General features: G+C 44.1%; 29 protein-coding genes and 1 other RNA gene. 21 read left to right on the top strand and 9 right to left on the bottom strand.

Annotated elements, in window-relative coordinates:
- Both ACGF63_RS20860 and ACGF63_RS20855 read left to right on the top strand, forming a co-directional pair.
- A partial coding sequence (locus ACGF63_RS20860) for a transposase (protein ID WP_387632944.1) occupies nt 1–374 on the top strand: 374 nt, incomplete at its 5' end.
- Nucleotides 375–1,145: 771 nt separating this feature from the next.
- Entirely contained in the window at nt 1,146–1,334 is a 189-nt protein-coding gene (locus tag ACGF63_RS20855; protein WP_036843044.1) for a hypothetical protein, read from the top strand.
- Nucleotides 1,335–1,365: 31 nt separating this feature from the next.
- Here the strand turns inward: ACGF63_RS20855 and ACGF63_RS20850 are convergent, their stop codons facing one another.
- Nucleotides 1,366–1,953: an ankyrin repeat domain-containing protein gene (locus ACGF63_RS20850; protein WP_387632942.1), complete on the bottom strand. Its 588-nt coding sequence runs from the start codon at nt 1,951–1,953 to the stop codon at nt 1,366–1,368.
- Between the two features lie 15 nt (nt 1,954–1,968).
- The gene (locus ACGF63_RS20845; protein ID WP_166290912.1) at nt 1,969–2,982 is read right to left on the bottom strand and encodes a phospholipase; all 1,014 of its coding nucleotides are present in this window, start codon (nt 2,980–2,982) and stop codon (nt 1,969–1,971) included.
- Nucleotides 2,983–3,515: 533 nt separating this feature from the next.
- On the opposite strand from ACGF63_RS20845, the gene ung reads away from it, so the two are divergent.
- A complete protein-coding gene (gene ung, locus ACGF63_RS20840; protein WP_152962389.1) occupies nt 3,516–4,196 on the top strand; it encodes a uracil-DNA glycosylase in 681 nt (226 codons plus the stop codon).
- A gap of 51 nt (nt 4,197–4,247) precedes the next feature.
- Here the strand turns inward: ung and grpE are convergent, their stop codons facing one another.
- Nucleotides 4,248–4,829, bottom strand: coding sequence for a nucleotide exchange factor GrpE (gene grpE / locus ACGF63_RS20835; RefSeq protein ID WP_132353081.1), 582 nt, complete (start codon nt 4,827–4,829; stop codon nt 4,248–4,250).
- A gap of 123 nt (nt 4,830–4,952) precedes the next feature.
- On the opposite strand from grpE, the gene nadK reads away from it, so the two are divergent.
- The 3 genes from nadK to bamE all read left to right on the top strand — a co-directional run bounded on the left by nadK (nt 4,953) and on the right by bamE (nt 8,042).
- Nucleotides 4,953–5,831 (top strand): NAD(+) kinase, encoded by an 879-nt coding sequence (gene nadK / locus ACGF63_RS20830; RefSeq protein ID WP_036843029.1) that lies wholly within the window; start codon nt 4,953–4,955, stop codon nt 5,829–5,831.
- 88 nt (nt 5,832–5,919) lie between these two features.
- On the top strand, nt 5,920–7,581 hold the full coding sequence (gene recN / locus ACGF63_RS20825; RefSeq protein ID WP_152962706.1) for a DNA repair protein RecN: 1,662 nt from the start codon (nt 5,920–5,922) through the stop codon (nt 7,579–7,581).
- Nucleotides 7,582–7,694: 113 nt separating this feature from the next.
- Complete coding sequence (gene bamE, locus ACGF63_RS20820) at nt 7,695–8,042, top strand: outer membrane protein assembly factor BamE (protein ID WP_152962390.1); 348 nt, start codon at nt 7,695–7,697, stop codon at nt 8,040–8,042.
- 57 nt (nt 8,043–8,099) lie between these two features.
- On the opposite strand, the gene ACGF63_RS20815 is transcribed toward bamE, so the two are convergent.
- Together ACGF63_RS20815 and ACGF63_RS20810 are read right to left on the bottom strand one after the other, a co-directional pair.
- Nucleotides 8,100–8,393: an RnfH family protein gene (locus ACGF63_RS20815; RefSeq protein WP_036843023.1), complete on the bottom strand. Its 294-nt coding sequence runs from the start codon at nt 8,391–8,393 to the stop codon at nt 8,100–8,102.
- Nucleotides 8,386–8,820 (bottom strand): type II toxin-antitoxin system RatA family toxin, encoded by a 435-nt coding sequence (locus ACGF63_RS20810; protein ID WP_036843021.1) that lies wholly within the window; start codon nt 8,818–8,820, stop codon nt 8,386–8,388. Before ACGF63_RS20810 ends, ACGF63_RS20815 begins: the two co-directional genes overlap by 8 nt.
- Before the next feature lie 157 nt (nt 8,821–8,977).
- On the opposite strand from ACGF63_RS20810, the gene smpB reads away from it, so the two are divergent.
- The 3 genes from smpB (at nt 8,978) to ACGF63_RS20795 (ending at nt 11,318) form a co-directional block, all read left to right on the top strand.
- Nucleotides 8,978–9,460, top strand: a complete 483-nt coding sequence (gene smpB / locus ACGF63_RS20805; RefSeq protein WP_015833415.1) for an SsrA-binding protein SmpB — start codon at nt 8,978–8,980, stop codon at nt 9,458–9,460.
- A gap of 50 nt (nt 9,461–9,510) precedes the next feature.
- Nucleotides 9,511–9,874: a transfer-messenger RNA gene (gene ssrA / locus ACGF63_RS20800) on the top strand.
- Between the two features lie 202 nt (nt 9,875–10,076).
- A complete protein-coding gene (locus ACGF63_RS20795; RefSeq protein WP_387632939.1) occupies nt 10,077–11,318 on the top strand; it encodes an integrase in 1,242 nt (413 codons plus the stop codon).
- A 286-nt stretch (nt 11,319–11,604) separates the two neighbouring features.
- Here ACGF63_RS20795 and ACGF63_RS20790 read toward each other — a convergent pair whose 3' ends face one another.
- On the bottom strand, nt 11,605–12,285 hold the full coding sequence (locus ACGF63_RS20790) for a hypothetical protein (RefSeq protein ID WP_387632937.1): 681 nt from the start codon (nt 12,283–12,285) through the stop codon (nt 11,605–11,607).
- Between the two features lie 157 nt (nt 12,286–12,442).
- On the opposite strand from ACGF63_RS20790, the gene ACGF63_RS20785 reads away from it, so the two are divergent.
- Entirely contained in the window at nt 12,443–12,628 is a 186-nt protein-coding gene (locus ACGF63_RS20785; protein WP_387632948.1) for an AlpA family phage regulatory protein, read from the top strand.
- A gap of 478 nt (nt 12,629–13,106) precedes the next feature.
- Nucleotides 13,107–14,210 carry a hypothetical protein gene (locus ACGF63_RS20780; protein ID WP_387632935.1) on the top strand — a complete coding sequence of 368 codons (1,104 nt, stop codon included), beginning with the start codon at nt 13,107–13,109 and terminating at the stop codon, nt 14,208–14,210.
- A 226-nt stretch (nt 14,211–14,436) separates the two neighbouring features.
- Here the strand turns inward: ACGF63_RS20780 and ACGF63_RS20775 are convergent, their stop codons facing one another.
- The gene (locus ACGF63_RS20775) at nt 14,437–14,577 is read right to left on the bottom strand and encodes a hypothetical protein (protein WP_387632934.1); all 141 of its coding nucleotides are present in this window, start codon (nt 14,575–14,577) and stop codon (nt 14,437–14,439) included.
- A 303-nt stretch (nt 14,578–14,880) separates the two neighbouring features.
- On the opposite strand from ACGF63_RS20775, the gene ACGF63_RS20770 reads away from it, so the two are divergent.
- The 5 genes from ACGF63_RS20770 (at nt 14,881) to ACGF63_RS20750 (ending at nt 17,910) form a co-directional block, all read left to right on the top strand.
- Nucleotides 14,881–15,480, top strand: a complete 600-nt coding sequence (locus ACGF63_RS20770; RefSeq protein WP_387632933.1) for a hypothetical protein — start codon at nt 14,881–14,883, stop codon at nt 15,478–15,480.
- A 138-nt stretch (nt 15,481–15,618) separates the two neighbouring features.
- A complete protein-coding gene (locus ACGF63_RS20765) occupies nt 15,619–16,356 on the top strand; it encodes a DUF3944 domain-containing protein (RefSeq protein WP_387632932.1) in 738 nt (245 codons plus the stop codon).
- Nucleotides 16,357–16,375: 19 nt separating this feature from the next.
- Complete coding sequence (locus tag ACGF63_RS20760; RefSeq protein WP_387632930.1) at nt 16,376–17,062, top strand: WYL domain-containing protein; 687 nt, start codon at nt 16,376–16,378, stop codon at nt 17,060–17,062.
- Nucleotides 17,063–17,070: 8 nt separating this feature from the next.
- The gene (locus tag ACGF63_RS20755; protein ID WP_387632928.1) at nt 17,071–17,511 is read left to right on the top strand and encodes a hypothetical protein; all 441 of its coding nucleotides are present in this window, start codon (nt 17,071–17,073) and stop codon (nt 17,509–17,511) included.
- Nucleotides 17,512–17,547: 36 nt separating this feature from the next.
- Nucleotides 17,548–17,910 (top strand): hypothetical protein, encoded by a 363-nt coding sequence (locus tag ACGF63_RS20750; protein WP_387632927.1) that lies wholly within the window; start codon nt 17,548–17,550, stop codon nt 17,908–17,910.
- Nucleotides 17,911–18,196: 286 nt separating this feature from the next.
- Here the strand turns inward: ACGF63_RS20750 and ACGF63_RS20745 are convergent, their stop codons facing one another.
- The gene (locus ACGF63_RS20745) at nt 18,197–19,312 is read right to left on the bottom strand and encodes a UvrD-helicase domain-containing protein (RefSeq protein ID WP_387632926.1); all 1,116 of its coding nucleotides are present in this window, start codon (nt 19,310–19,312) and stop codon (nt 18,197–18,199) included.
- Nucleotides 19,309–20,961, bottom strand: a complete 1,653-nt coding sequence (locus ACGF63_RS20740) for an ATP-dependent endonuclease (RefSeq protein WP_387632924.1) — start codon at nt 20,959–20,961, stop codon at nt 19,309–19,311. Before ACGF63_RS20740 ends, ACGF63_RS20745 begins: the two co-directional genes overlap by 4 nt.
- A gap of 287 nt (nt 20,962–21,248) precedes the next feature.
- On the opposite strand from ACGF63_RS20740, the gene ACGF63_RS20735 reads away from it, so the two are divergent.
- The 5 genes from ACGF63_RS20735 to ACGF63_RS20715 are packed head-to-tail and all read left to right on the top strand — an operon-like array spanning nt 21,249 to nt 23,506.
- Nucleotides 21,249–22,067, top strand: coding sequence for a DUF932 domain-containing protein (locus tag ACGF63_RS20735; protein WP_387632923.1), 819 nt, complete (start codon nt 21,249–21,251; stop codon nt 22,065–22,067).
- Between the two features lie 32 nt (nt 22,068–22,099).
- Nucleotides 22,100–22,570, top strand: coding sequence for a DNA repair protein RadC (gene radC / locus ACGF63_RS20730; protein WP_278436198.1), 471 nt, complete (start codon nt 22,100–22,102; stop codon nt 22,568–22,570).
- Nucleotides 22,571–22,578: 8 nt separating this feature from the next.
- Complete coding sequence (locus ACGF63_RS20725; RefSeq protein ID WP_387632946.1) at nt 22,579–22,800, top strand: DUF987 domain-containing protein; 222 nt, start codon at nt 22,579–22,581, stop codon at nt 22,798–22,800.
- Nucleotides 22,801–22,821: 21 nt separating this feature from the next.
- Complete coding sequence (locus ACGF63_RS20720) at nt 22,822–23,145, top strand: type IV toxin-antitoxin system YeeU family antitoxin (protein ID WP_387632921.1); 324 nt, start codon at nt 22,822–22,824, stop codon at nt 23,143–23,145.
- Between the two features lie 37 nt (nt 23,146–23,182).
- Nucleotides 23,183–23,506: a TA system toxin CbtA family protein gene (locus tag ACGF63_RS20715; protein ID WP_387632945.1), complete on the top strand. Its 324-nt coding sequence runs from the start codon at nt 23,183–23,185 to the stop codon at nt 23,504–23,506.
- Nucleotides 23,507–24,159 lie beyond the last annotated feature (653 nt).

Below are 24,159 nucleotides of genomic sequence, written 5' to 3'. Positions count from 1 at the left end.
AAGATGATCGTCATCCCGTTAAAGCATTGGTACAAGGGTTAACAGGGTGTTTATATGGCGATAAAGGGTATTTGTCACAGGCCTTGTGCGATGAACTGGAAGCAGAAGGAATAACGTTAATCACTCATGTCCGTAGTAACATGAAGGCAAAAGCGTTATCTCTCTGGGATAAGCTGATGTTAAGAAGGCGATTTTTGATAGAAACGGTCGTGGATCAGCTCAAAAATATTTCTCAGATAGCGCATTCAAGACACCGTAGTCAGCTCGGTTTTTTATTGGAAATCGTCGCGGGCTTAATTGCTTATACATTCCAACCTAAAAAACCGAGCTTGAATTTACGGGATTGTGATATCGCTATTTTTAAACAAAGCTGAGGTTAATTATGCTCCATCTCCAACCAGCCCTTGTGTACTAAGACATGCAGTCTTTTCATCCAAGCAGTCCGTAGAATCAGTGAGATAGGCTACAGAACCAACATTGCTTAAAAATAAAACAAAAGGCATAGGTGTATCGGTATTATGGAAAGCTATTTATGTCACCAGGTTCACTCATGCCTCTTTCCAGTTTTAGAATTTCTTTCAGATTATTGTTAAATTTCAGATCAAATTTGTCCATAATGAATTCCTTAAATTTTAGTAAGTTTATTTTGGCAATCACGCCAATTTTTGATCATCTGTAATAAATGAGCAATCTTAAAGAGACCATAAACTCCGCTTCACAGCTAACAGTTATTTAGAGAAAAATTACTTTCAAAACAACCACGCTACCGCCAATTTATATGCGTGAATGCAATATAAATATAACACTTATCACAAGTTTATTTTTTTACCTTTAATTTAAATCAAAGTCAAACTCAAATAAATATGAACTGTTTTTTTGAGATAAAGATCAAAGATAATTTAAATAAGTGAATATTATTTAATGTTAATTACGAGTTCTATTATTTATTTTTCACAAAAACATGCTACATCAGTAAATTAATTTGATATTTTCCCTATTAGTCATAAATAAAGAAACATTTTCTCGAAAAAATAAATAATTTAACATTCTACGCCAAACAACTTACGAGAACCTCTAAATACTTCCCTTAATCGCGAAATTGAGTAAAATACAAACAATGTCGTTCCTGACAAGGTAACCTCATCATGATGATTCGCTCTTCTCAGCAAAAATATCCTAGTGCAGGTAATTTACCTAAGCGCTATGCTTACTTATTGGAAACATTAAGCATGTTTGAATTACCAGCGAAGCTTCCTGACAGAAAATATCCGAGAGTAATGAGGCGTAAACCGCAAAAATACCCGGTAAAAAGAGAGGCCAGTCAGCTTAACTGACTGGCATTAGGACAAATAGCCCGTTTTTATCTTACTTTAAATAATATCGGCTGACTTGCTGCGCTTTCAGCCAATGATTGACTTTATCATATTCAGCCTGCATCTCACGGCTACGTATTTTCAGTGGTGTGAGATTGAAATAGATCTGGAACGTTGACTGCTGCTTATTCTGTAATGTGGGATCAGCGCCTGACTTCAACAATATCAACGCCAGTTCCGGTGAGTTAATTTTAGCTGCAATATGTAACGGAGTATCCCCAACCCGATTAACCAAGTTGGGGTTAGCTCCTGCTATCAGCAGTAATTTAACCTGAATCTTTCTCCCTACCTGAACCGCAACATGTAAAGGTGTTGCTAAAGTGACAGGATGAATAATATTCACATCAGGCGAGAATGATAATAAAGATTTGAGATAATCAGGATTGCTGATTTTTACAGCCGTATGTAAAGCACTTTCTTGTTGTAAACCCGGTTGAGCAGGATCAGCGCCCTCTTTCAGCAAAGTATTAATATCATTCATTCGCTGATTGAATATCGCCCATTGCAACGGATTTATATTTTCTTCATCCTGCTGAAAATTCAGTTCAGATTCAAGCTCAACGACTTCACAGATTTTCATAATATCCCTTTGCAATCATGCAGAAACGATTATATTTGATTCGTTAAGCATCACCAAAGACTCTTCTTGCCGTTCATTATTTAAAGATATCCAAGGTTTATATATCGTTAATAATTCCAACACCTTCTTAAGAGAATGTGCATTGAATCCACGCATCAGAGAAGGAAACCATTTGTTCGATTCGCCCCAATCACCATTATATTTCAGTAAAATTTTATGTCCTATCGGCTGAGACACTGGCAGTTTCTGTTGTAATGAATCAAGCACGTCATATTCCACAACATAATGCCGTATCAATCCATTCTCAGCTCTATTTCTGCCCTCTTGTGGTGAAAGCCCCAGATTTTTCATCATACTGTCGGAAACACCGGCTGAATTAAATATCACCGCAGGCTTTCCAACTGATAATGCCGCTGTTGCCGCTAATCCTCCCCCCAAAGAATGCCCAGTAAATAACATATTTTCCCCAAACGCCATTCTGGCAGTACGGGCTAAATCAACAGCCTGATGGTATTGCGCTTCATCAAACCCAAAACCTTGCCGTAAGTTAGTCAATATATCTTTCAAATCGTTAGTACCCGCAAAAGCAACGATATGGAGATCACCATTACGATAAATACCTGCCTGAAAACCCGTTGTTTCATTTCTCAAATTTGCCGGTTCTATTCCTGCATTTAATAACTCGCTATCAGAAAGACGGACATAATCACCAATTCCCATAGTGGTTCTTATATAGACATCATCAGAAATCAAAGCCAACATATAATCAATTTCATGAGATTGTTTACCATTAATCTGTTCCGCTTTAATTCCTGTCATTGATTTTAAATTGATGTTAATACTCTGTGCATTAACTAATGATTGATAAATTCTATTGTTATTTTTAGTCGTTTCTGAGAGAGAAGAGACTTCAGTGGCCGCTTTCTTAATATTCTCGGTTGGAACAGAAGGTGATGTAACAAGCTGAAGATTATTTAAAACAGGAAAATCTGAACCTATTGATAGATTGATACCAATTGATAAACTCATAAAATTCCCTAACGATAGTTGAAAATAATTAGCTATTTAATTGGTGCAATTAATCTATCGGCAGGAAACAACATAAGGTTGAATAAATGTTTAAATTTTGTTAATAAAAATGATGAATTGTGATTTCTATCTCTGATATCAGCGCAATTTCTACCTAGTATTTATCAGCAACTTGGATACCAGTCATCATTTCTATCTCCACATTCATGCAATAAACCAAATCATCAAGAACATCATCCTGGTTATTTGGTCAAACCAATATCTCTGATGCTTGTATACCAACACGAATGAGGATATCTATTGATTCAACCCAGTTAATTTCATATAGTTACTATAAATATATTGTAACCTTATGGTTTAAATAAATATTTATAGCCAATTACAGAGAAATTATTTTAATAAATTTTCAAAAACACGTTACGACATTGAAATATTTATCAAAAATTTCGTTTTAGTGTTCATTAAAGGTTTCCCTCTGATTTTGGAATCGGTAAGCTAACGTCCATCTGGTAATTATATAAAAAGGATTTGCTATGTCCGCATCTCTCACATGGCACGACGTGATCGGTAACGAGAAAAAACAACCTTACTTTCTCGACACACTGGCTTATGTCGCAAAAGAACGTCAGGCAGGTAAAACCATTTATCCGCCGCAACAGGATGTATTTAATGCATTCCGCTATACCGAATTGGCTGACATTAAGGTTGTGATACTTGGGCAAGACCCTTACCACGGCCCTAATCAGGCACATGGCCTCTCTTTCTCAGTTCAACCTGGTATTCCTGCGCCACCTTCACTGGTCAATATGTACAAAGAGCTGGTATCCGATATACCCGGTTTCCAAAGCCCAAATCACGGCTGCCTCATCAGTTGGGCCAAACAAGGGGTGCTCCTGCTCAATACCGTATTAACCGTAGAACGTGGTAACGCTCACTCTCACGCAAATCTGGGCTGGGAAACTTTCACTGATAAAGTCATTGCCGCGATTAACGAGCACCGCTCAGGCGTAGTTTTTCTTCTTTGGGGATCTCACGCCCAGAAAAAAGGCAACTTTATTGATACCAATAAACACCATGTTCTCAAAGCACCTCATCCATCTCCGCTGTCTGCCCACAGAGGATTCTTTGGCTGTAAACACTTTTCAAAAGCCAATGAATTGCTGGAAAAACAAGGAATGGTGCCAATTAACTGGACACCTGAGTTGCCACAGTGAAAAAATGCCGCCCCGGTTGGAGCGGCATTGATTATCTACACTGAGCTAAAATTACTTTGATACGGCTACCATTGCCGGACGCAATAAACGGCCATTTAAGGTATACCCTTTCTGCATGACCATCATGACATGATTCGGCTCATGCTGATCGGATTCCATCATGGTCATAGCCTGATGAACTTCAGGATTAAAAGGAATATCAGTGTCGCCGACAACTTCAATACCAAATTTACCAACAGCCCCCAGGAAGGATTTCAACGTCAGTTCAATACCTTCAATCATTGGCGCTATTTCGGTATTGGTGCGATCTGCTGCCTCCAGAGCACGCTCAAGATTATCAATCACCGGCAACAGTTCATTAGCAAATCTTTCCAGCGCAAATTTATGGGCTTTTTCTATGTCTTGCTCAGTACGACGACGGATATTTTCAACTTCAGCTTTAGCACGCAAAATGGCGTCACGTTCACGCTGTTGTGCCTGTCTGAGCTGTTCTTCCAGCTCTGCGACTCGTGGCTCAACAACGCTTTCAGTCTCTGATGCTTCTGCTTTATCCGCACTGCTTTGCTGTTCAGATACAACTTCCATATCTTCCGAGACTTGCTCGTCAGGCATTTTTTGTTCTTTACTACTCATGAATATCTCCGCGTATTTGGCATTAATCTCGCTACTTAGCTTATTATGGGGATCTAAACTGGGGATTCAAGGGAACCCGTCATATTGTGAGGACAAAACCTCTTGCTGAAGGAAATTACAACGATGAATAAAAAATTCAAATGCATTGGTATTGTTGGTCATCCTCGTCACCCAGAAGCACTCGCCACTCATGAGATGCTTTATCATTGGTTAAAATCCAAAGGTTACTGCGTCATTGTTGATCGCCAGGTAGCCAAAGATATTGGTTTAAAAGATGCACAGACCGGCGGCCTGACTGAAATTGGTAAACAAGCTGATTTAGCCGTCGTTGTTGGTGGCGACGGCAATATGCTGGGGGCTGCCCGGGTTCTTTCCCGTTATGACATTAAAGTCATTGGGATTAACAGAGGTAATCTGGGTTTTCTGACGGATTTAGATCCTGATAATGCTCTGCAACAACTTTCTGAAGTACTGGATGGCGAATACCGGAATGAACAACGTTTCTTGCTGGAAGCACAGGTCAGAAGAAACGGCCAGAAACCCCGTATCAGTACCGCAATCAACGAAGTCGTTCTCCATCCTGGGAAAGTGGCTCACATGATTGAATTCGAAGTTTATATTGATGAACGTTTTGCTTTTTCCCAACGCTCTGACGGATTGATTATCGCAACACCAACGGGTTCAACTGCTTACTCACTTTCCGCCGGGGGGCCGATTCTAACACCTAACCTGGATGCTATCGTTCTAGTGCCGATGTTCCCGCATACATTATCTGCCCGCCCATTGGTTATCAGTAGCGAAAGCAGTATCAGGCTGAAATTTTCCCAAAACAGCAACGATTATGAAGTCAGTTGCGATAGCCAAATAGTTCTGCCTATACAGGATGGAGAGGATGTCATTATTAGCCGCAGCAAACAGAAGCTCAATCTCATTCACCCTAAAGATTATAATTACTTCAATACATTAAGCACAAAACTAAGCTGGTCTAAAAAAATGTTCTAAAAAAACAGGCTTCACTACTTTACTGTATAAAAAACCAGTTTATACTGTATGAAAATACAGAGGTGTTTTTATACACAGGAGAGACATGATGCTCACCCAGTTAACTATTAGCAACTTTGCCATTGTTCGTGAGCTTGAAATTGATTTCCGGTCAGGTATGACAGCCATCACGGGTGAAACCGGCGCCGGTAAATCCATCGCAATTGATGCATTAGGCTTATGTCTGGGCAATCGCGGTGAGACCAACATGGTACGTAACGGCGCTTCCCGTGCTGATATTTGCGCCCATTTTTCTCTTTCTGATGCACCTTCTGCCCGTCAATGGCTGGAAGAACATCAACTTGATGACAGTAATGAATGCTTATTGCGCCGTACCATAACTTTAGATGGCCGCTCAAGAGGCTTTATCAATGGTACAGCTGTACCACTTTCGCAATTACGTGAACTGGGTGCTCACCTTATTCAGATTCACGGCCAGCACGCCCACCAATTACTCTTGGAGAGTGGTCACCAAAAACGCCTGCTCGATACTTACGCTAATCAGTTCAATCTGCAAAATGAGATGAAACAGGCCTATCAGAAATGGCACCAAAGCTGTCAGGATCTGGCACAATTCCAGCAACAGGCTCTTGAGCGCCAATCTCGTCAACAATTACTGGAATATCACCTGAAAGAGCTAAATGAATTAGCCCCACAGCCAGGTGAATATCAAGAGCAAGATAATGAATACAAACGGCTGGCAAACCGTGGTCAGCTCCTATCGGTTAGTCAGAATGCCCTCCAGCTACTGAGTGATAATGATGAGCAAAATATTATCAGTCTGTTGAATTACGCTAAACACGAACTGGCAGAACTCATCACAATGGATGATAAATTCGGTAACCTGCTGACTATGCTGGAAGAAGCATCCATCCAAATTAATGAAGTCAGCGACGAACTCCGCCACTATGGTGATCAACTGGATATGGATCCAAATCGCCTGTTTGAACTGGAGCAGAAAATTTCGCAGCAAATCAGAGTAGCCCGTAAACACCATGTTGTACCGGAAGAGCTTCCCTCACTACATCAACAATTACGAGAAGAGCAGCAACTGCTGGCACAACAAGAAAATGATTGTGCTCATCTCAGCGAACAGGTTAACAGACACCATAAACAAGCATTAGAAGTAGCAGAAAGTCTGCATCTGGTTCGCCAGCAATACGCTAAAGAGTTAAGTGAGCTAATTACTAACAGTATGCATCAGCTTTCCATGCCTCATGGTCGCTTGACCGTTGATGTCTCTTTTGCACCTGAACACTTAAATGCTGATGGCGCAGATAAAGTTGAATTTAATGTCACCACTAACCCTGGTCAGCCACACCAATCATTGGCAAAAGTCGCCTCAGGTGGTGAGCTTTCCCGTATTGCACTGGCAATTCAGGTTATAACGGCTAAGAAAATGGAAACCTCAGCCCTGATATTCGACGAAGTGGACGTGGGTATCAGTGGCCCAACAGCCGCAATTGTCGGTCGTCTGTTACGTGAATTAGGCGAATCCACACAGGTCATGTGCGTCACTCACCTGCCCCAGGTAGCCGGTTGCGGTCACCAGCATTTTTATGTCAGTAAACAGACCGATGGTGAAGAAACTGAAACTCAAATGCAATTACTGGACAAAAAAGCCAGATTACAAGAGCTGGCGCGGCTTCTTGCAGGCAATGAAGTCACAAAAAATACCCTGGCGAACGCAAAAGAGCTGCTGGCAGCATAATATGACACAACTTTTACGGATATTTAGGGTCATAGCTAAAACTTGTAGAGGTTTTCAATCTCGTCAAGGTCTATTATTATCAACACCCTGACTCCTAAAGGAATGTAATTACCATGCGCTGTAAAATGTTGACTGCCGCTGCTGTATCATTCGTTATGCTGATTGCGGGTTGCTCTACGTTGGAACGGGTTGTTTATCGCCCTGACATTAATCAGGGGAACTATCTGACACCTGCTAATGTATCAAAAATCCACAAGGGGATGACCCAGCAACAGGTAGCCTATACATTAGGAACACCCATGTTACAGGACCCGTTTAGTACTCAAACATGGTTTTATGTGTTTCGTCAGCAACCTGGGCATGAAAAAGTGACTCAGCAAACCCTAACACTGACGTTTGACAGTAAAGGTGTACTGACTGACATTAAAAACGAAAACTTATTTACTGAGAATCTTCAATAATCAAAGAGATATAGACAGCGAGTCATAAAAGCAGATGACTGGCTGTCTATTGACAAATTATTGAGCATTGTTTTTAGCCCGTTCAGCACGCTTACGACGCATTTCTTTTGGATCGGCTAACAATGGACGATAAATTTCCACCCTATCACCCTCTTCCAAAATATCCGTCAGCTTGGCGGGACGGCTATAAATTCCAACTTTGTTTTTTTGCAGATCAATATCATTACGCAAAGTCAGCAAACCTGACGCAACTATCGCCTGCTCAACATTCGCACCTTGGGACAATTTCACAGTACGCAGATATTGGCGGTCAGGCAATGCATAAACAACTTCGATATTGATATCAGGCACTATAAACCTCGCGTGCACGTAGAGTAAAAGCCTGTATCATACTTCCGGCCAACTCCTTAAAAATCTTGCCGAAAGCTAATTCAATCAGCTTATTAGTGAATTCAAAATCAAGGTGAAGCTCAACTTTACAGGCATCTTCACTCAGAGGTATGAACTGCCAACCTCCCATCAACTTACGAAAAGGCCCATCCACCAGTTGCATATTAATGCTTTGGTTATCAGCCAGGATATTCCGGGTAACAAAAGTCTTACTTATACCCGCTTTGGAAACATCGACTGAAGCAGTCATCTCATGACGGCTGATACTCAACACACGGCTGCCGACACACCCCGGAAGAAAATCCGGATAAGAACTCACATCATTGACTAATTTGTACATTTGTTCCACGCTGTACGGTACTAACGCAGAGCGACTAATCTGTGGCATATCATTTCCTGTAAGGCTCAATTGTGGCAAATAATATCACCTATACGTGATTAAAGAAAAACCTGTCAGCGTATAATGCAATAAATACTCATTAATCAGCAAATATGCTGCGGGAAAAGATTTCTTTCATCAAAGCATTCAGTATAATGCATACACTATGACAAAGAAAAAAGCACACAAACCCGGTTCGGCAACCATTGCCATGAATAGACGAGCCCGTCACGAATACTTCATTGAAGAAGAATTTGAGGCTGGCCTCTCGTTACAAGGATGGGAAGTCAAATCACTGCGCGCTGGTAAAGCAAATATCAGCGACAGTTACGTTTTACTCAAAGATGGCGACGCTTATCTTTTTGGTGCCACCATCACTCCGTTAAATGTAGCTTCTTCCCATGTCGTCTGTGATCCTATGCGTTCACGCAAACTCTTACTCAACCAGCGCGAACTTGACTCATTATATGGTCGAGTCAATCGTGAAGGTTATACCGTTGTTGCCTTATCCCTCTATTGGAAAAACGCTTGGTGCAAGGTCAAGATTGGCGTAGCAAAAGGTAAGAAGGCGCACGATAAACGTTCAGATATCAAAGAACGTGAATGGAAATTAGACAAAGCACGTATTATGAAGAATGCTGGACGATAATCTCTGGCATTATAGTTTAATATTCTGATATACTTGCTTTTAACATACTTGGGGCTGATTCTGGATTCGACGGGATTCGCGAAACCCAAGGTGCATGCCGAGGGGCGGTTGGCCTCGTAAAAAGCCGCAAAAAAATAGTCGCAAACGACGAACAATACGCAATAGCAGCTTAATAACCTGCATATAGCCCTCTCTCCCTAGCCTCCGCTCTTAGGACGGGGATCAAGAGAGGTCAAACCCAAAAGAGATCGCGTGGATGCCTTGCCTGGGGTTGAAGCGTTAAATCTAATCAGGCTAGTTTGTTAGTGGCGTGTCTATCCGCAGCTGGCAAGCGAATGTAAAGATTAGACTAAGCATGTAGTACCGAGGATGTAGGAATTTCGGACGCGGGTTCAACTCCCGCCAGCTCCACCAAAATTCTCCATAGGTGATTACCAGAGTCATCCGATGAAGTCCTAAGAGCCCGCACGGCGCAAGCCCTGCGGGCTTTTTTGTGCCTTGAATTTGTCCCGCGAAGTCCGAAGTGAACTAATTAAATCCGAACCTTTTAGGCCCATTGATAGGCCCAACGAAAAGCTCTATTGTTTTCGTTGGGCCTAAACGCATGGAGACTCCCATGGCAAGAAAAACCAAGCCGTTAACCGATACGGAAATCAAAGCCGCCAAACCTAAAGATACCGATTACCAGCTGTATGATGGTGACGGGCTTACTCTGTTAATCAAGTCCAGCGGTAGTAAGCTCTGGCAGTTCCGTTACTATCGACCTCTGACAAAGCAGCGAACCAAGCAGAGCTTCGGAGCCTACCCTGCGGTCTCCCTTTCTGATGCGCGTAAACTCAGAGCTGAATCTCGAGCCTTGCTGGCAAAAGATATCGACCCTCAAGAACATCAAAAGGGACTGTTAAAAGACTCTCAGGAGGCCAAAACAAACACGTTCATGTTGATTGCCGAGCGTTGGTGGAATGTCAAAAAAGCCAGTGTCACAGAGGACTATGCTCATGACATTTGGCGCTCACTTGAAAGAGATGTTTTCCCCGCAATTGGCAAGATCAATATTACTGACATTAAAGCTCATACATTGGTTCAGGCAGTCCAACCGGTTCAAGCCAGAGGTGCGTTAGAAACAGTCCGTCGCCTTTGCCAACGTATCAATGAAGTCATGATTTATGTTCAAAACACAGGCCTTATTGATGCAGTTCCCAGTGTCAATATTGGAAAAGCCTTTGAGAAACCTCAGAAAAAGAACATGCCGAGCATCCGCCCTGATCAGTTATCACAAGTGATGCAGACAATGAGAAATGCCAACATTATATTGCCTACTCGATGTTTGTTCATGTGGCAACTTCTAACTATCTCAAGCCCTGCTGAAGCAGCAGAAGCTCGGTGGGATGAGATCGATTTTGATGTTAAAGAATGGAAAATCCCAGCAGCTCGAATGAAGATGAACCGAGATCATACGGTTCCATTATCGGATGAGGCCCTTACTATTCTGGAAATGATGAAGCCTTTGAGTAGTAATAGAGAATTCATTTTTCCAAGCCGTATCAAGCCGAATCAGTCAATGAATAGCCAAACAGTGAACGCTGCACTTAAACGTGCTGGCTTTGGTGGTGTGCTCGTCTCTCATGGCTTGCGATCTATTGCTAGCACCGCCCTTAATGAGCAGGGTTTTCCGCCTGATGTCATTGAAGCGGCATTAGCACATGTGGATAAGAATGAGGTTCGTCGCGCTTATAATCGCAGCGATTATCTTGAGCAGCGTCGTCCGATGATGCAATGGTGGGCTGACTTCGTAATTAAGGCCGACAGCGGGAGCATTGTTGAAAACGGAAAAAGAGAGTTAAAACTTGTGGTCTGAGTTACTAGCCGGACTGGTATGATCGGTCAAGGTTTTTCCAAGTAAAGCAGGGGCCTTGAGGCCCCTTTTCATTTTATGTGAAGTGATATTTTAACGTGATAAAGAATTATGAACGCGCCTCTGAAAACCTGTTTTTCGTAAGGGTTTGATACCAATATGCCAACCACTAATTCTCAATTTTTCAACACAATATGTCAGATTATAGTTATCCACGTAATACAATCGAGCCCTTACTTTCTCCTTTTAACAGCATCTGAAAATGCAGCTTTTACAGAAGAATCTACTTTCAGCCACTCCTGTATCCTTTCGGGAAGCCCAGATTCAGTAAACATATAGTTTTTTTCTGCTCATGACTTTTCAGTTTTTTATTTTTAATATTTATTTCATTATTTTTTTGCTGAATGAAAACCCATAATTCATTAACAACACAATCAATAGCAGCCTTCTTTGACTCCCAGCCACCATCTTTGCACTTTAAGAGGCGAATCAGCTCTTTTTTTACGACTGAATAGTTTTCCGCCACAACTACACCGCCCTTTTTTGAATCCTCAGCCCGCTTCTGATGTTCCAATACCTTCAGTTGCTGATGTTCCTGTCTTTGCATTACACCAATCCACATTCCTGCATTCAATAAACCTCGAGCCAGGAAACGTACAGCTTCTTGATCAGTGTGATTCTTATGAAGATAACGTCCCCAGCGAAAAGAAAAAACTGCAGCAAAGAGATACCCTTCGAACTCCCCACGTGTATCAGCCCTAAATTTAGCATCGGCGAAAACAGAATCTGGGCTGTAACTATCATCAAGAAAAGGGTCATCATTGATTGCCGACTTGATGCATCTCGCAACCGTCCTGTTTATCACTTGCCATAAATCCAGGAAATTCTCATCTGAGGTAAACAACTCCCTGATTTTGATGAAAACTTTTTTATACTCAGCGTTGAAAGTATCAAACAATGCGTCATCCATTAAAATACCTCATTAATAACCTTTAAAATCAATAAGTAAAAAAATACAAATAGCCCCACCCCTATCCCTAATTCTCTCGGGATTATAGTCTGACGTTATCCAGCACAACCTAAAGGATACAACGTAAGTGACTGTACAATCTGTAAAAATTATTCGTATGCGTGATCTCATGCGCAAAACTGGCCTTGCCCGTTCAACCATCTATGACTGGCTAAACCCTGAGTCTAAACGTTATGACGCGACATTCCCGAAACAACGTCGTTTAGGCACGCATTCAGTTGGCTGGCTGGAGTCTGAAATCGATGAGTGGGTATTGGAGCGCTGCCCACCGGTAACACCGTAACCCACAACAGTTGCAGGCCTGTCGTGACATCGTGTCATAGGAAAGAAGAGAACAACATCGTGTTCTGATATCTGCCTTGACATAATCTATTAAAATATCTTCGGCGGTATGTTTCTTATCCGCTAGTGTATTTATAAGCATTTAAGGACAACGCACACAAATAACCATTAATATTTCTTCATCGAAACGCATGCAATAAAAGAGAGTTCTAACATCACTGTTATTATTAGCAGTCGATGGGGATAAGTGTTATGCCAATAGGTCATAACACACTCTTTTATTATCGTGTAAATTAAATTATGGAATACAGATTATGGCTGTCTGTAAACGGGACAATTGCACGAACAACATTGGAAACTCAAACGGAGAACGTAAACTCCGTCTTTGCCATGAGCATTATGAAGGCAGAAACAATAACGCCCTCAAGCGGAAGGAGAGAAAGCAGTCGATATGTCAATATAAAGGCTGCGGAAAAAGCATGGCGGATTCTCGCAACAAGCGCTTTTGCAGTAATGAATGTCGCCATAAAGCTCATCGTATTATTGACGATGGCAGCATAGTTAAGTTGGTTAAACACTCATGGTGGCTGCGTATTGAATCAATGTTGAAAAATAACCCATACGGATTGGGAAGCATTAATGGTCCTGACGATATTGCAAGAATGATGGAGTTATATAGGATCAAGGCGAGACACCAGAAAGCGTACAACGTCCTCCACAATGAATGGGTTCTGGATAAACATGGTAAACCCCTGAGGCATCTACGTCCGTTGCTGGAACTTGAAATATGCCACCGTTACCCTAACGCCAAGGGCGGTGCAAACACTGTAATGAACCTGCTCATCGCGCCAACACGCATTAACCGGATGCTGAAAGATAGCGTGCCGCATTTTGAACCTGGAGGCCAATTCAACGGCATTAAAACCATACAAAAAGAACGACCAGTGGAAAAAACGCTGTTAAAAGCACTGTCTGACCAGTTTGGTAAGGAATCAGTACAAGTTGCATTGTGGCAGGTGAAGCATGTTCGGTTTGTCGACATGATGAAACGCCACGCTTTGACCAGCATTAATACGTTTGACTATCCGCCATTACAGGGGCTGCTGGAGAGCGAGTTGCTACGTCTAAAACTGTATGAACTAAAAGAAGGAGTAACAGTACTAGCTGAGCATCTGCGTATGACTAGTTGTGGTATCGATAACGAGCTTCTGGCTATAGGTTGCTTTCATGCACTGCTGAAGGGGGATGCTGATAGCTTTTTAAATCGACTGTCGTTGTTATCAAGTTACTTAGCTGATAACAAGACTACTCCGGAAGGTATGCATATAGACGACCTTTACCCATGGTATACCCGTCAGTTACACCACTACATGGAGCATTACTTTGAACTAGACATGAACAATACCGGAGCCTGCGTTGCGTTTTATAACAGCTTTTTCACGTTCCCCCCTTACGATGTAGAAGGAAAGCCCGTGGTTATTTCAGCCTTTGGTGTGTACTCCGATAAAAATCAACTATTGAGCCCGTTTAACACTCAAGATAGTTGTTTTACTGGAGATGAACCCATGCTCTTTCCGTTATAGTGACGAAACAGCCCTGGATAAACCAGCACTGAAGACGCGGTTATCTTAATACTATCACTTTTTTATACCGGGCAGATCTTAGCCCGGTATGTCACGAATCGTTCAGCAGTGTACAGTAATCCATTTTTACGAGTTAAACCCTAAAGTAAAAATATAATACTTGCCATCGTACTATTTAAGCCCACCTTGGACAACCACATCACCAAAACAAAAATAAAACATAAAATCAACAAAAACCTTCACCATAAAATCCCAAAGAAGCAGCCAGGAGCAAACCAATGGCTTGTTTTCCTTTTTTCATTATAAATATTTTCAGCATGCCTTTTTTCTTTCTAAATAATATCAGTTTTACCTCTTCTATCTTCATGCGATCTATCTCTACGCTGTCAGCCCCTCTATAAAAACCAACAAAAAAACAACAATGACACACAACGACATTACATATAAAAACCGTACTAAAATAAAAAAATCATCTCAGTAAACGTGACAGCCCCAGAAATGTAAAAAGCCAACAAAAGCATCCTCACACCACAACCACCACCTTATTAATTATTACTTCACATCAAAGCTTATACAGTGAAATAAGAAATAAAAAAATCACATCCTTATATCACTTTATCGATAGCAATCTGGTGCTATTAATAAGGAGGTTAGTCTGGATATTACTGTATTGCGTCGTCTGTTCGACGAGATGTATACCATGGTCGTTAACGGCACGACAATCACCGAATCTGCAGCCACGCTGGCTGAAAGCTATTTACATAATGGAGAAGACATCCGTAAAGCAGCTGAATCTCTTGTGCTGTATGAATCCCTCAAAGCCTGTGGCTCTGGTTTTGCCTGTGGCCTGGCGAGAAGCGCGTTATTGCCACTGAGCGTAACCGCCGATGTCTGCTCTTCACTGTTTATTCAGATGCGACTATGCGCGGCGGTTGCCATCACTGGCGGACATCGCACAGATGACCCACGGGTACGACTGCTCTGCTGGGGTGCGGTTGCCGGAGATATCTGCGCGGATGCCATCAGTGGTATTGCCACTAGACTGTTGAATCAAGCAATGACATTACCAGAGGCTGAAACTGCACTGCTGACCAGCATGCGCGATGAACTACGCGTCAGTTATGGCGGTCTTTCACTGAAAGAAAGTCTGTTGGTCTCTTTGTTGGATGGGGCTGTGAATGGTACTGCCGCCTGGCTCATCACCCGCCTGACAGGACAACTTACAATCCGTCTGTTTCTTCCACCACCAGCACCGCCCTGCGTAGCATAATCTTTCGTATTTCTTTTTCGGACACTACCTGTCCGCTTCGCTCCATTTAACCCACTGATTTTTATGCCTCTGCGGCCATGCCCGTGCAGTCGTGTTTGTTATCGTTTTTTCCTGACGACACTGACACGAGAGAAATAGATGGCCTTATATCGCGTTGACGCTGACCTGCAGTTTCTGGGGCACTGTGACAATGAGGACCTGGATTTACTGGTGAGTCTTATCACTCATGACCCACGAGATAAAAGCCTGAGGTGGACAGAAACATTTTCCGGCAGTGACAACTACAAACGCTTTTACCCGGCCCACCGTAATTACTGGCAGGAGATAGCGGCTGAAATCCAGACCTTCGGTGCCAGCATTATCGCCAGTGTGTTCAGAGGCGGAAAAGGCGTGCTGTATCGGGAAGTGTTATGCGATGTCTGTGACCATACAGGCGTGAAATACCAGAAGGAGGAGGCAACCGAAATCATTGAGCTCTCCCTGTTGATAAAGATGCTCGAAAAAAGCCTCAGCGAAATGTCCCCGGCTGAGCTGCGGGAGTTTGCTGACAGCATGGGCACGGAACTGACCGCGCCGACAGTGCCGCTGGTACTGATGGCGATACAGACTGCTGTCCGGTCTTCCGGTTTTGCAGCCTATCGTCTGTCGGTCGTGATACTCAGTATGCTTGCGAAGGTGATACTGGGACGCACGCTACCCATCGTGACTTATCTGACCCTGACCCGCTCTATCAGTGTACTGGCCGGGCCGGTTGGTATCGCTCTGAGCACCGGTTGGCTCATTGCCGATATGGCAGGCCCGGCACGGCGCGTTACGGTTCCAGCCTGTTTGCTGGTCGCTTGTCTGCGTCAGCAGTATCTATACAAATCTCTGTAATCAACGGAAACCCTTCACTATGTCTGCGGAAGAAAAACAGCACGATCGCATGGCATCACGGCTGGCGATCATCATCAGTCGCCTGCTGATGGGGGAACGGTTGTCAGTTACGGGGTTATCACAGGAGTTTCGTATCTCGGAGCGCACCCTGCGCCGGGATTTTCGTGAACGCCTGAGCTGTCTGGAACTGACATACCAGCAGGGTTGTTGGTCATTGGCCCACCAGCACGAAGGCCTACGCACCAACCGGGATATTCTGCACTTTGCACGAGTAACCCGCACGGAGCAGCTGTTCCCGGCGATGGATAACCGGCTGATATCGGTGCTGACTGACAGCTCCGTAGAGCCACCTTTTATCGTCTGGCAGTCTCCACCGGAGCGCAAGCCCGGTCCCTTCGGCAGTTTCTGGCGTATCACGCAGGCCATTCTGGAACGAACTCTGCTGGATCTGACAGCAGAGGGGCAGCAGTACCGCTGGTTCGCACCTTATCGCCTGATTTATTTTGAGAACGGCTGGTATCTGGTCGGTGAGCACGCCCGGCAACTGCAGGTCTTTCTGCTGGAAAGTATTACCGATGTCTGCCTGACGCCGAGGCAGTTTCTGCGCAGAAGGCAGGTCAGTGAACTGACCGGTGATCCGCATTTCATTCACTCTTTGCCGCACTTCCGGTTTGTCAGGAGAGTGCTGGCTGAAACCGATAATTAAGGATATTTATGAAAAAAACCGTACTTATGCTGATGCTACTGGCGTCTGCTCAGGCCAGTGCAGCCGCTAATACGTGGACCCGCACCAGTGTGCAGGGCGTGACGGAATACCGAATACAAAACAAAATTGGCGCTGAGCTGTTGCTGACCTGTTCGCCGGAGGACAATGTGTTCGTTCAGTACACATCACCCGATGGCAAAACTCTCGCCAGCGGTGAAGATGATGGTCGCAGTCTTGAGGCGCAGACAGACAGCGGCAATACGTATCTGATTAACGATACATTTTCTGATGCCGGGGGCAGTAACTTCGAAGCATTCTGGGATGCAGCCAGAAAATCCCATCGTATCCATATAACGGCGACCGGACTGACCTCCACCACCTTCACCTTCAGCAATGCCGCAAAGATTCTGTCTGAGTTTGATAAATCAGGATGTCTGACCCGCATGTGAGCCTTTATTGCTCCAACAAAAATAAGGAAAAAAATAATGAAAACAGCAATGAGTGCCCTCGCCGTGGCACTGATGGCCTCACCTTTGCTGCACGCCGCAGAGGCTCCGGTCAGGATTGGTCTAGAGCAGGTTAAAAATCCGTATTACCCGAATCTGCATCAGCAGCGTGTTCATGTTCAGTCACTGACTGACAGCGTCACCATTAACGATGTTGTCGTTAACCGGGGTAATTGCACGATTCAGAAGATGCCCACGGTCTACGCAGGTAGTAAGCCTGTAGCACTGGTACCTTCAACATTGCCTTACGGGAACGAGATTGCCGTCTACATTAAGGGCCCATGCAGTGTGGCAGAGATTAACGTCATCACCAGTCAGGGGGACTGGATGATGAAGTACTAGTTTCGACTGAACAATATCTGGTCTGACAATCAGTTGTCAGACCCTGTTGTGGTATCAATCATTATATTAAAGAAATCAGGTATTAATACTGCGTATTAATAGCCATCATAAACCCCTCCCCCGTGAGGTCCCTCCCCTTAACGGGTTCACCATAATATACATCTCATTTTTTCAGTTGGTTAGCGTCCTGCCACTCCGTGTCTGACAACGTTATGACAGGAGCGGACGCATCAACATAACTCAGTGATAACAAGAAGCAGAGTAAGGCTGTGAGGCCCTCATGATCCTACCCTGAAGTGTAAATTTGAATCCCATTAGAGTTAAAAGCCACGCCACCATTAAAGACAATCGCAACACTTCTAACAGGTCTAGTCAGGGCGACATACAACTTGGCTCGTGAATCATTGGTGAGTGCAGCATTATTATCCTGAAACCATTTCAGCATAGGTTCGGTAGGAAAGATGATGACACGTTCAAATGTCAGGCCTTTAGATGTACCAAAGGTAAAGACAGGATAACGTTCATCAACGGTACGCCTTTTATCCCAGCGCAACTGCACGGGAGTATACGTTTCTAGGTAGTGACTCAGTAATTTTTCGGGCAGCAGGAAGACTCCGTCGTGACCGGATATTTCACGAACGTTAGAGGCTGAAGGGGCAAAGGCAGGATAAAGTTTGTTGGCAAAATCATTGATTTCATGAAAGCACCGAAAGTTCTCATTCAACATTTTATCATCAACTGTGACCCCTGCAGCCTTGTCATCAAAGAAATTCACGATGGCAGCTTTTTTGTACTTCGCATTTTTCTCGGTATTGACGGTACTGTAAGTGGCCTGACGCGGGTCGCCGACCAGCGTGATTTTAATGGGTGACCTGAACAGTGTTTGAAGAATTTCAAGATCGTAACCGGCAAGATCCTGAACCTCATCCACATAAATTTCATCAAAGCACGACGCCAACCGAGCGATGACTTTTCCGCTCGACTTCTCATCACAGCGAAGAGAGAGTTTGGCCATTTTATCGGAGTAAAGCTTAAAATCAGAACTGAAATAGTGCTGCCTGAAATCTTTCTCCCCCCAGTAGATGGGTCTCCCCGCTACCTTATAAGGCTTTACACCGGATTTGCTGCTGCAAAGGAGCATTCCTTTGACGTCATAGTCAAATAAACACCCCTGATAGGGTTTTATCCAGTGTTTAATCAGAAAGGAAAACCAGGTGATCACATACAAATTAGGCGGGACACACCCATTCTCTTTAATGATTTTGACATTTATTTCATCCCGGCATGCCTCGGTGAACGTGGTAATCAGAATACGCTTGCCTGAAGTGACTGCCTTTAATGCTTCACTGACTACAAAGGTACTTTTACCTGCTCCAGCAGAAGCGATGATGACTTTGTTCATTTGATCGCATCCAGAATGTACTGCGGATACTGTATGCTGAGCGCCGCAGTATTCGTATAGTTAAATATCTTCAATGCGCAATCTGTTTTATTCGCATGCATGTAAATGCGTAAGTCATCATCAGAAGTATGTGTAGTCCCTAAAACGGCATTAAGGCTTGCCCTACTGTTCGCCTTCAGTAATTTAGGCTCAAGAGTATTGTAATTGTATTTTTTTGTACCCACCATCAGCGTACCGGTATCAACAATCGGGTCAACACAGATATCAATGTGTGGTTTTATATTCGCGCCCAGATAGGTGCTGTATTTTTTCTGGATTGCGGCAATATCGCCATCATTGTCCGTTACGACGCGGGTAGGTTTGTCGATAATCGCGGCTATTTCCAGAAATCTCAGAAACGAAATCCCTACTGAAATGACTTCGATCCCGTCCTCAATGGGTAGTCGTCCCTGGTTCGCATCCATGTAGGCCTTCTGAACCACAAGCTCGTCTGAATCGCCTTCAACCAGAATCGCTTTCTTACACAAAACCATTCGAAGCGTGTCGTAACCCGCAATCTTTTCGAAAAATTCTTTCGTGCCAGGTGTTAACGAAGCCAGCTTGGTCGTCTTGCGGTTCGAGAGAAAAATCAGATCACCAAGACCGAGTTTATTCGCAACGAAACTACTGTGAGTCGTAATGATGATCTGTTTACCTTCACAGTTGTCTTTGATGGTCTTAATGAGCAGATTAAGCTTGGTGTGCGACAGGTTATTTTCAGGCTCTTCAATGAGAATGACATTCGACTCTTTCGCTTTATTGTGCGAGAGCGCCAAATTTGTCTTCACAATGCTTTGCTCGCCCTTTCCAATGTAGTTAAACGGAACATCATCCAGGCAGGTAATCAGACTTGATTCCCATGCTTTTTGAGAGGAAAGCTCAACTGAGATAGTGACCTTTTTACTGGTGATCTTGCTTGCACTGATAATTTTCTTATTGATGGTTTCGATAGACTTGTCTGATATGAAGGCTTCTTTCATCTTACGGTGCGACTGAGAAACGCTAATGACCTCATCATCCGTCAGCAAATCCTTGATTATTCTGCTGATGTAAACATCTGACCCATTGTTGCCTCTGGCCGAGGATGAATCGATAAATGCAGACTTGAGGGGGATGTTACGTGATAAAAGTGCGTCCCTGCTGAAGCTTTTCCACTCAATATCGTAATACTCGATAGGTAACGTTCTGATATCACCTGCTTTCAAGAGTGCCTCATAGGCAGCCTTATAGTCCTCGTTAAACTTGATTTTGAACACAATTCCCACTGAGGATGACTTCAGGCAGTTACCATCTCCCTCCAGGAAAACGGTGTCAGGCGTTTTTTGGAAGTGGAGCTCAACGAATAGCGCTGGAGGTGGCAGTCTGGCTGCGGTTGTTAGGCTGGCTATATATTCCTTCACCAATTGATCATTAAAGAGATATTGGCTGATGTTGTTCTTGACAGGCTTGCCCGCATACAAACCAGTCAAACCCAAATTGATAGCCTCAAGGATGGTACTTTTCCCCGCTTCATTATCGCCTACGATAATGTTCACTGACTCATTGAACTCGATGCAGAATCGGTCTTTGAAACCCTTAAAACCCTCAATAATTAACTTTGTAATAACCATTAACATCTCCATTACATGTTATGCGCAGTCAAATCCGGAAAATATGCATGATGAAAAGTAGATAGGGATTTATAGCAGCAAGTTAAATATCAACTGAGCACTTGATCTGTTCCCTTTCAATACAATACGCCAATGTCAGTAATGCCTCTATCAGCTGTAGGGACAATTGTGAACTTCCGCTCCTTGCTCATAGCAGACATTAGCCAGCCGTTGTCTCCATCAACAACAAAGAGTTTTCCTCTTTATTACCCCAGCAACATCAAATCCATGCAGAAAGGAGTTTTATCATGAAATTAGCCAGCCGCTTCGGGCGGATTAACCAGATTCGCCGCGACCGCCCACTGACAAACGACGAGTTGATGACCCATGTACCTAGTGTATTTGGTACCGACAAGCACGAATCCCGCTCGGACCGCTACACCTACATCCCGACTATCACACTGCTTGATAGCCTGAAGCAGGAAGGCTTTCAGCCATTCTTTGCCTGCCAGACCCGAGTGCGCGACCAGAGCAAGCGTGAGCACACCAAGCACATGCTACGCCTGCGTCGCGAAGGCCAGATCACTGGCAAACAGGTACCGGAAATCATTCTGCTTAACAGCCATGACGGCTCCAGTTCATACCAGATGTTGCCCGGGCTATTTCGTGCAGTCTGCCAGAACGGGCTGATTTGCGGTGAGAGTTTTGGTGAGGTACGTGTGCCGCATAAAGGCAATGTGGTGGAGAAAGTCATTGAAGGGGCTTACGAAGTGCTGGGGATTTTTGACCGGGTTGAGGAGAAGCGCGATGCCATGCAGTCGCTTTTGTTACCACCACCAGCACAGCAGGCGATGGCGAAAGCGGCATTAACCTATCGCTTTGGTGAAGAGCATCAGCCAGTGACGGAATCGCAGATCCTTTCCCCGCGCCGCTGGCAGGATGAAAGCAACGATCTGTGGACCACTTACCAACGCATTCAGGAGAACTTGATAAAAGGCGGACTGTCAGGACGAACGACGAAAGGTCAGCGTGCTCAAACCCGTGCTGTCAAAGGTATCGACGGAGATGTAAAGCTCAATCGCGCTCTGTGGGTGATGGCTGAAAATATGCTTCAACTCGCTTTATAAACGACTTTTACTATTACCTGTAAGGCCCTGTCATGTCAGAGATAAACCTACCTCCTGATCTTCCGGTAACTGAAGCGCGCACCATTCGTCGCGCTCTCCGCTTACTGGAAAAATATCAGCGCCAGCCTGGCGAACAATTTAATTCCACTACCTTCACGAAAACCTGGCTACAACTGCGTCTTGCCCTGCAGGAACGCGAAGTTTTTATTGTTTTATACCTCGATAATCAGAACCGTCTTCTGGAATGCGAGACGCTCTTTACGGGCACGATTAACCATACAGAAGTCCATCCACGCGAAGTGGTGAAACTGGCACTACGCCATAACGCTGCCGCTGTGATTCTGGCCCATAACCATCCATCCGGAGAGACAGAACCGAGTAAACAGGATCGAAACATCACTCAACATCTGGTGAACGCGCTGGCGATGGTAGAGGTGCGGGTGCTGGACCATCTTATTGTTGGCATCGATGTGCTTTCTTTTGCTGAACGTGGCTGGCTATGAGGCTAACCATGAAAATCATCGATAAAAAGGCCGCGATGGCAATTCAGCGACAACATCCGGATTCCCGGATCTTTCGCTACTGCACCGGCAAATATCAATGGCACGGCAGCGCCAGTCATTATACCGGTCAGGATGTCGCGGAGATTACCGGTGTGCTGGCGGTTTACACAGAACGTCGTCGTGACAACCACGGTCCTTATACACGCCTGATGTGCATCACCACCAATTGACATTTAATAAGGAGTAGAAAAATGCAAAATACATGGGGACTGAAGCGCGACTTCTCGCCGTGTTTCGGTGCAAGGCTTGTACAGGAAGGCTGTCGCCTGCATTTTCTGGCGGACCGTGCAGGTATTAGCGGTGCGTTTAACGAGGAGGAGGCGCTGCGTCTGGATCAGGCGTTTCCGCTAGTGATGAAACAGCTTGAATTGATGCTGACAACCGGTGAACTGAATCCGCGCCATCAGCATTGCGTCACGTTGCATCATAACGGACTCACCTGCGAGGCTGACACTCTCGGCTCTCATGGCTATGTTTACATCGTTATTTATCCTCAGGCATCGGCAAGCCAGTAACACCTTCTCTTCTTTTATCAGGACTCAACTCATGCAAATTTCAACTGTACCGGCCACGGTGCCGGTTTCGTCACGCCTATCGCCCGTACAGGTATGGCAGCAACTGTTAACGTATCTGCTGGAGCACCATTACGGCCTAACACTCAACGACACACCATTCCACGACGACGCGACTATCGAAGAACATATCGAGGCGGGAATAACTCTAGCCGATGCGGTGAATTTCTTGGTCGAAAAGTACGAACTTATTCGTATCGACCGGATGGGATTTTCATGGCAAGAACAGACCCAGTATATTTCCGTAGCAGATATTCTGCGAGCAAGGCGCTCTATCGGCTTGCTAAAAACTAACGTGAAATAAACGGTTAAATACAGAGCAGACTAAAGGAAAGCAAAATGCTAATCTCACAGAAGAAGAGACTCCTGCTGTAACCTCCCCTCCCTGCAAAATACCTGACATTTTCTTTTAGGACCAACAATGGGACCAAATTGAAAATTGAATTGAAGATTACAAGCTATTAAACAACAAGTTACACAACCAATTCAGACTCCGCCAGCAAATTAGTAGGGACAGTGATAGGACAACAGCTTTAAAAACAGCGAGTTAGCAAAGTTGATTGGACACTGACCGGACGATGAAGGGACACAAAAGAATACGCAAAGGAGCCGCGGAGCTTTTGGAAAAACCAACCATAATTAGGTTGGTTTTTTTATGCCCGTAGCACAGCAACCAACTCCTCACAGTCAGGTGTTAATACTATACTCATTAAAAGGGCCAACACCTCTATCATAATGCGTAGTGCAAAATAAAATGCCTCATCAGATCTCTGCTTCATATGGCATTATTTATAAATCCAGCACCTGATACCACCAGCTTCTGATGCACACATGTAACTCAACTTCATATACAATCGCCTTAGTAATCGGTATTTCTGGTGTGGCATATCCTATGTTCATGGAGTTCGGTTTGTGCCACTTAAACGGTCATTTTATTTACCAATGTCACCCTATCGG

It is taken from the genome of Photorhabdus sp. RM322S, assembly GCF_042879395.1.
GTDB classification, from domain to species: domain Bacteria; phylum Pseudomonadota; class Gammaproteobacteria; order Enterobacterales; family Enterobacteriaceae; genus Photorhabdus; species Photorhabdus khanii.
This window is presented reverse-complemented; position numbering and strand designations above follow the sequence as displayed.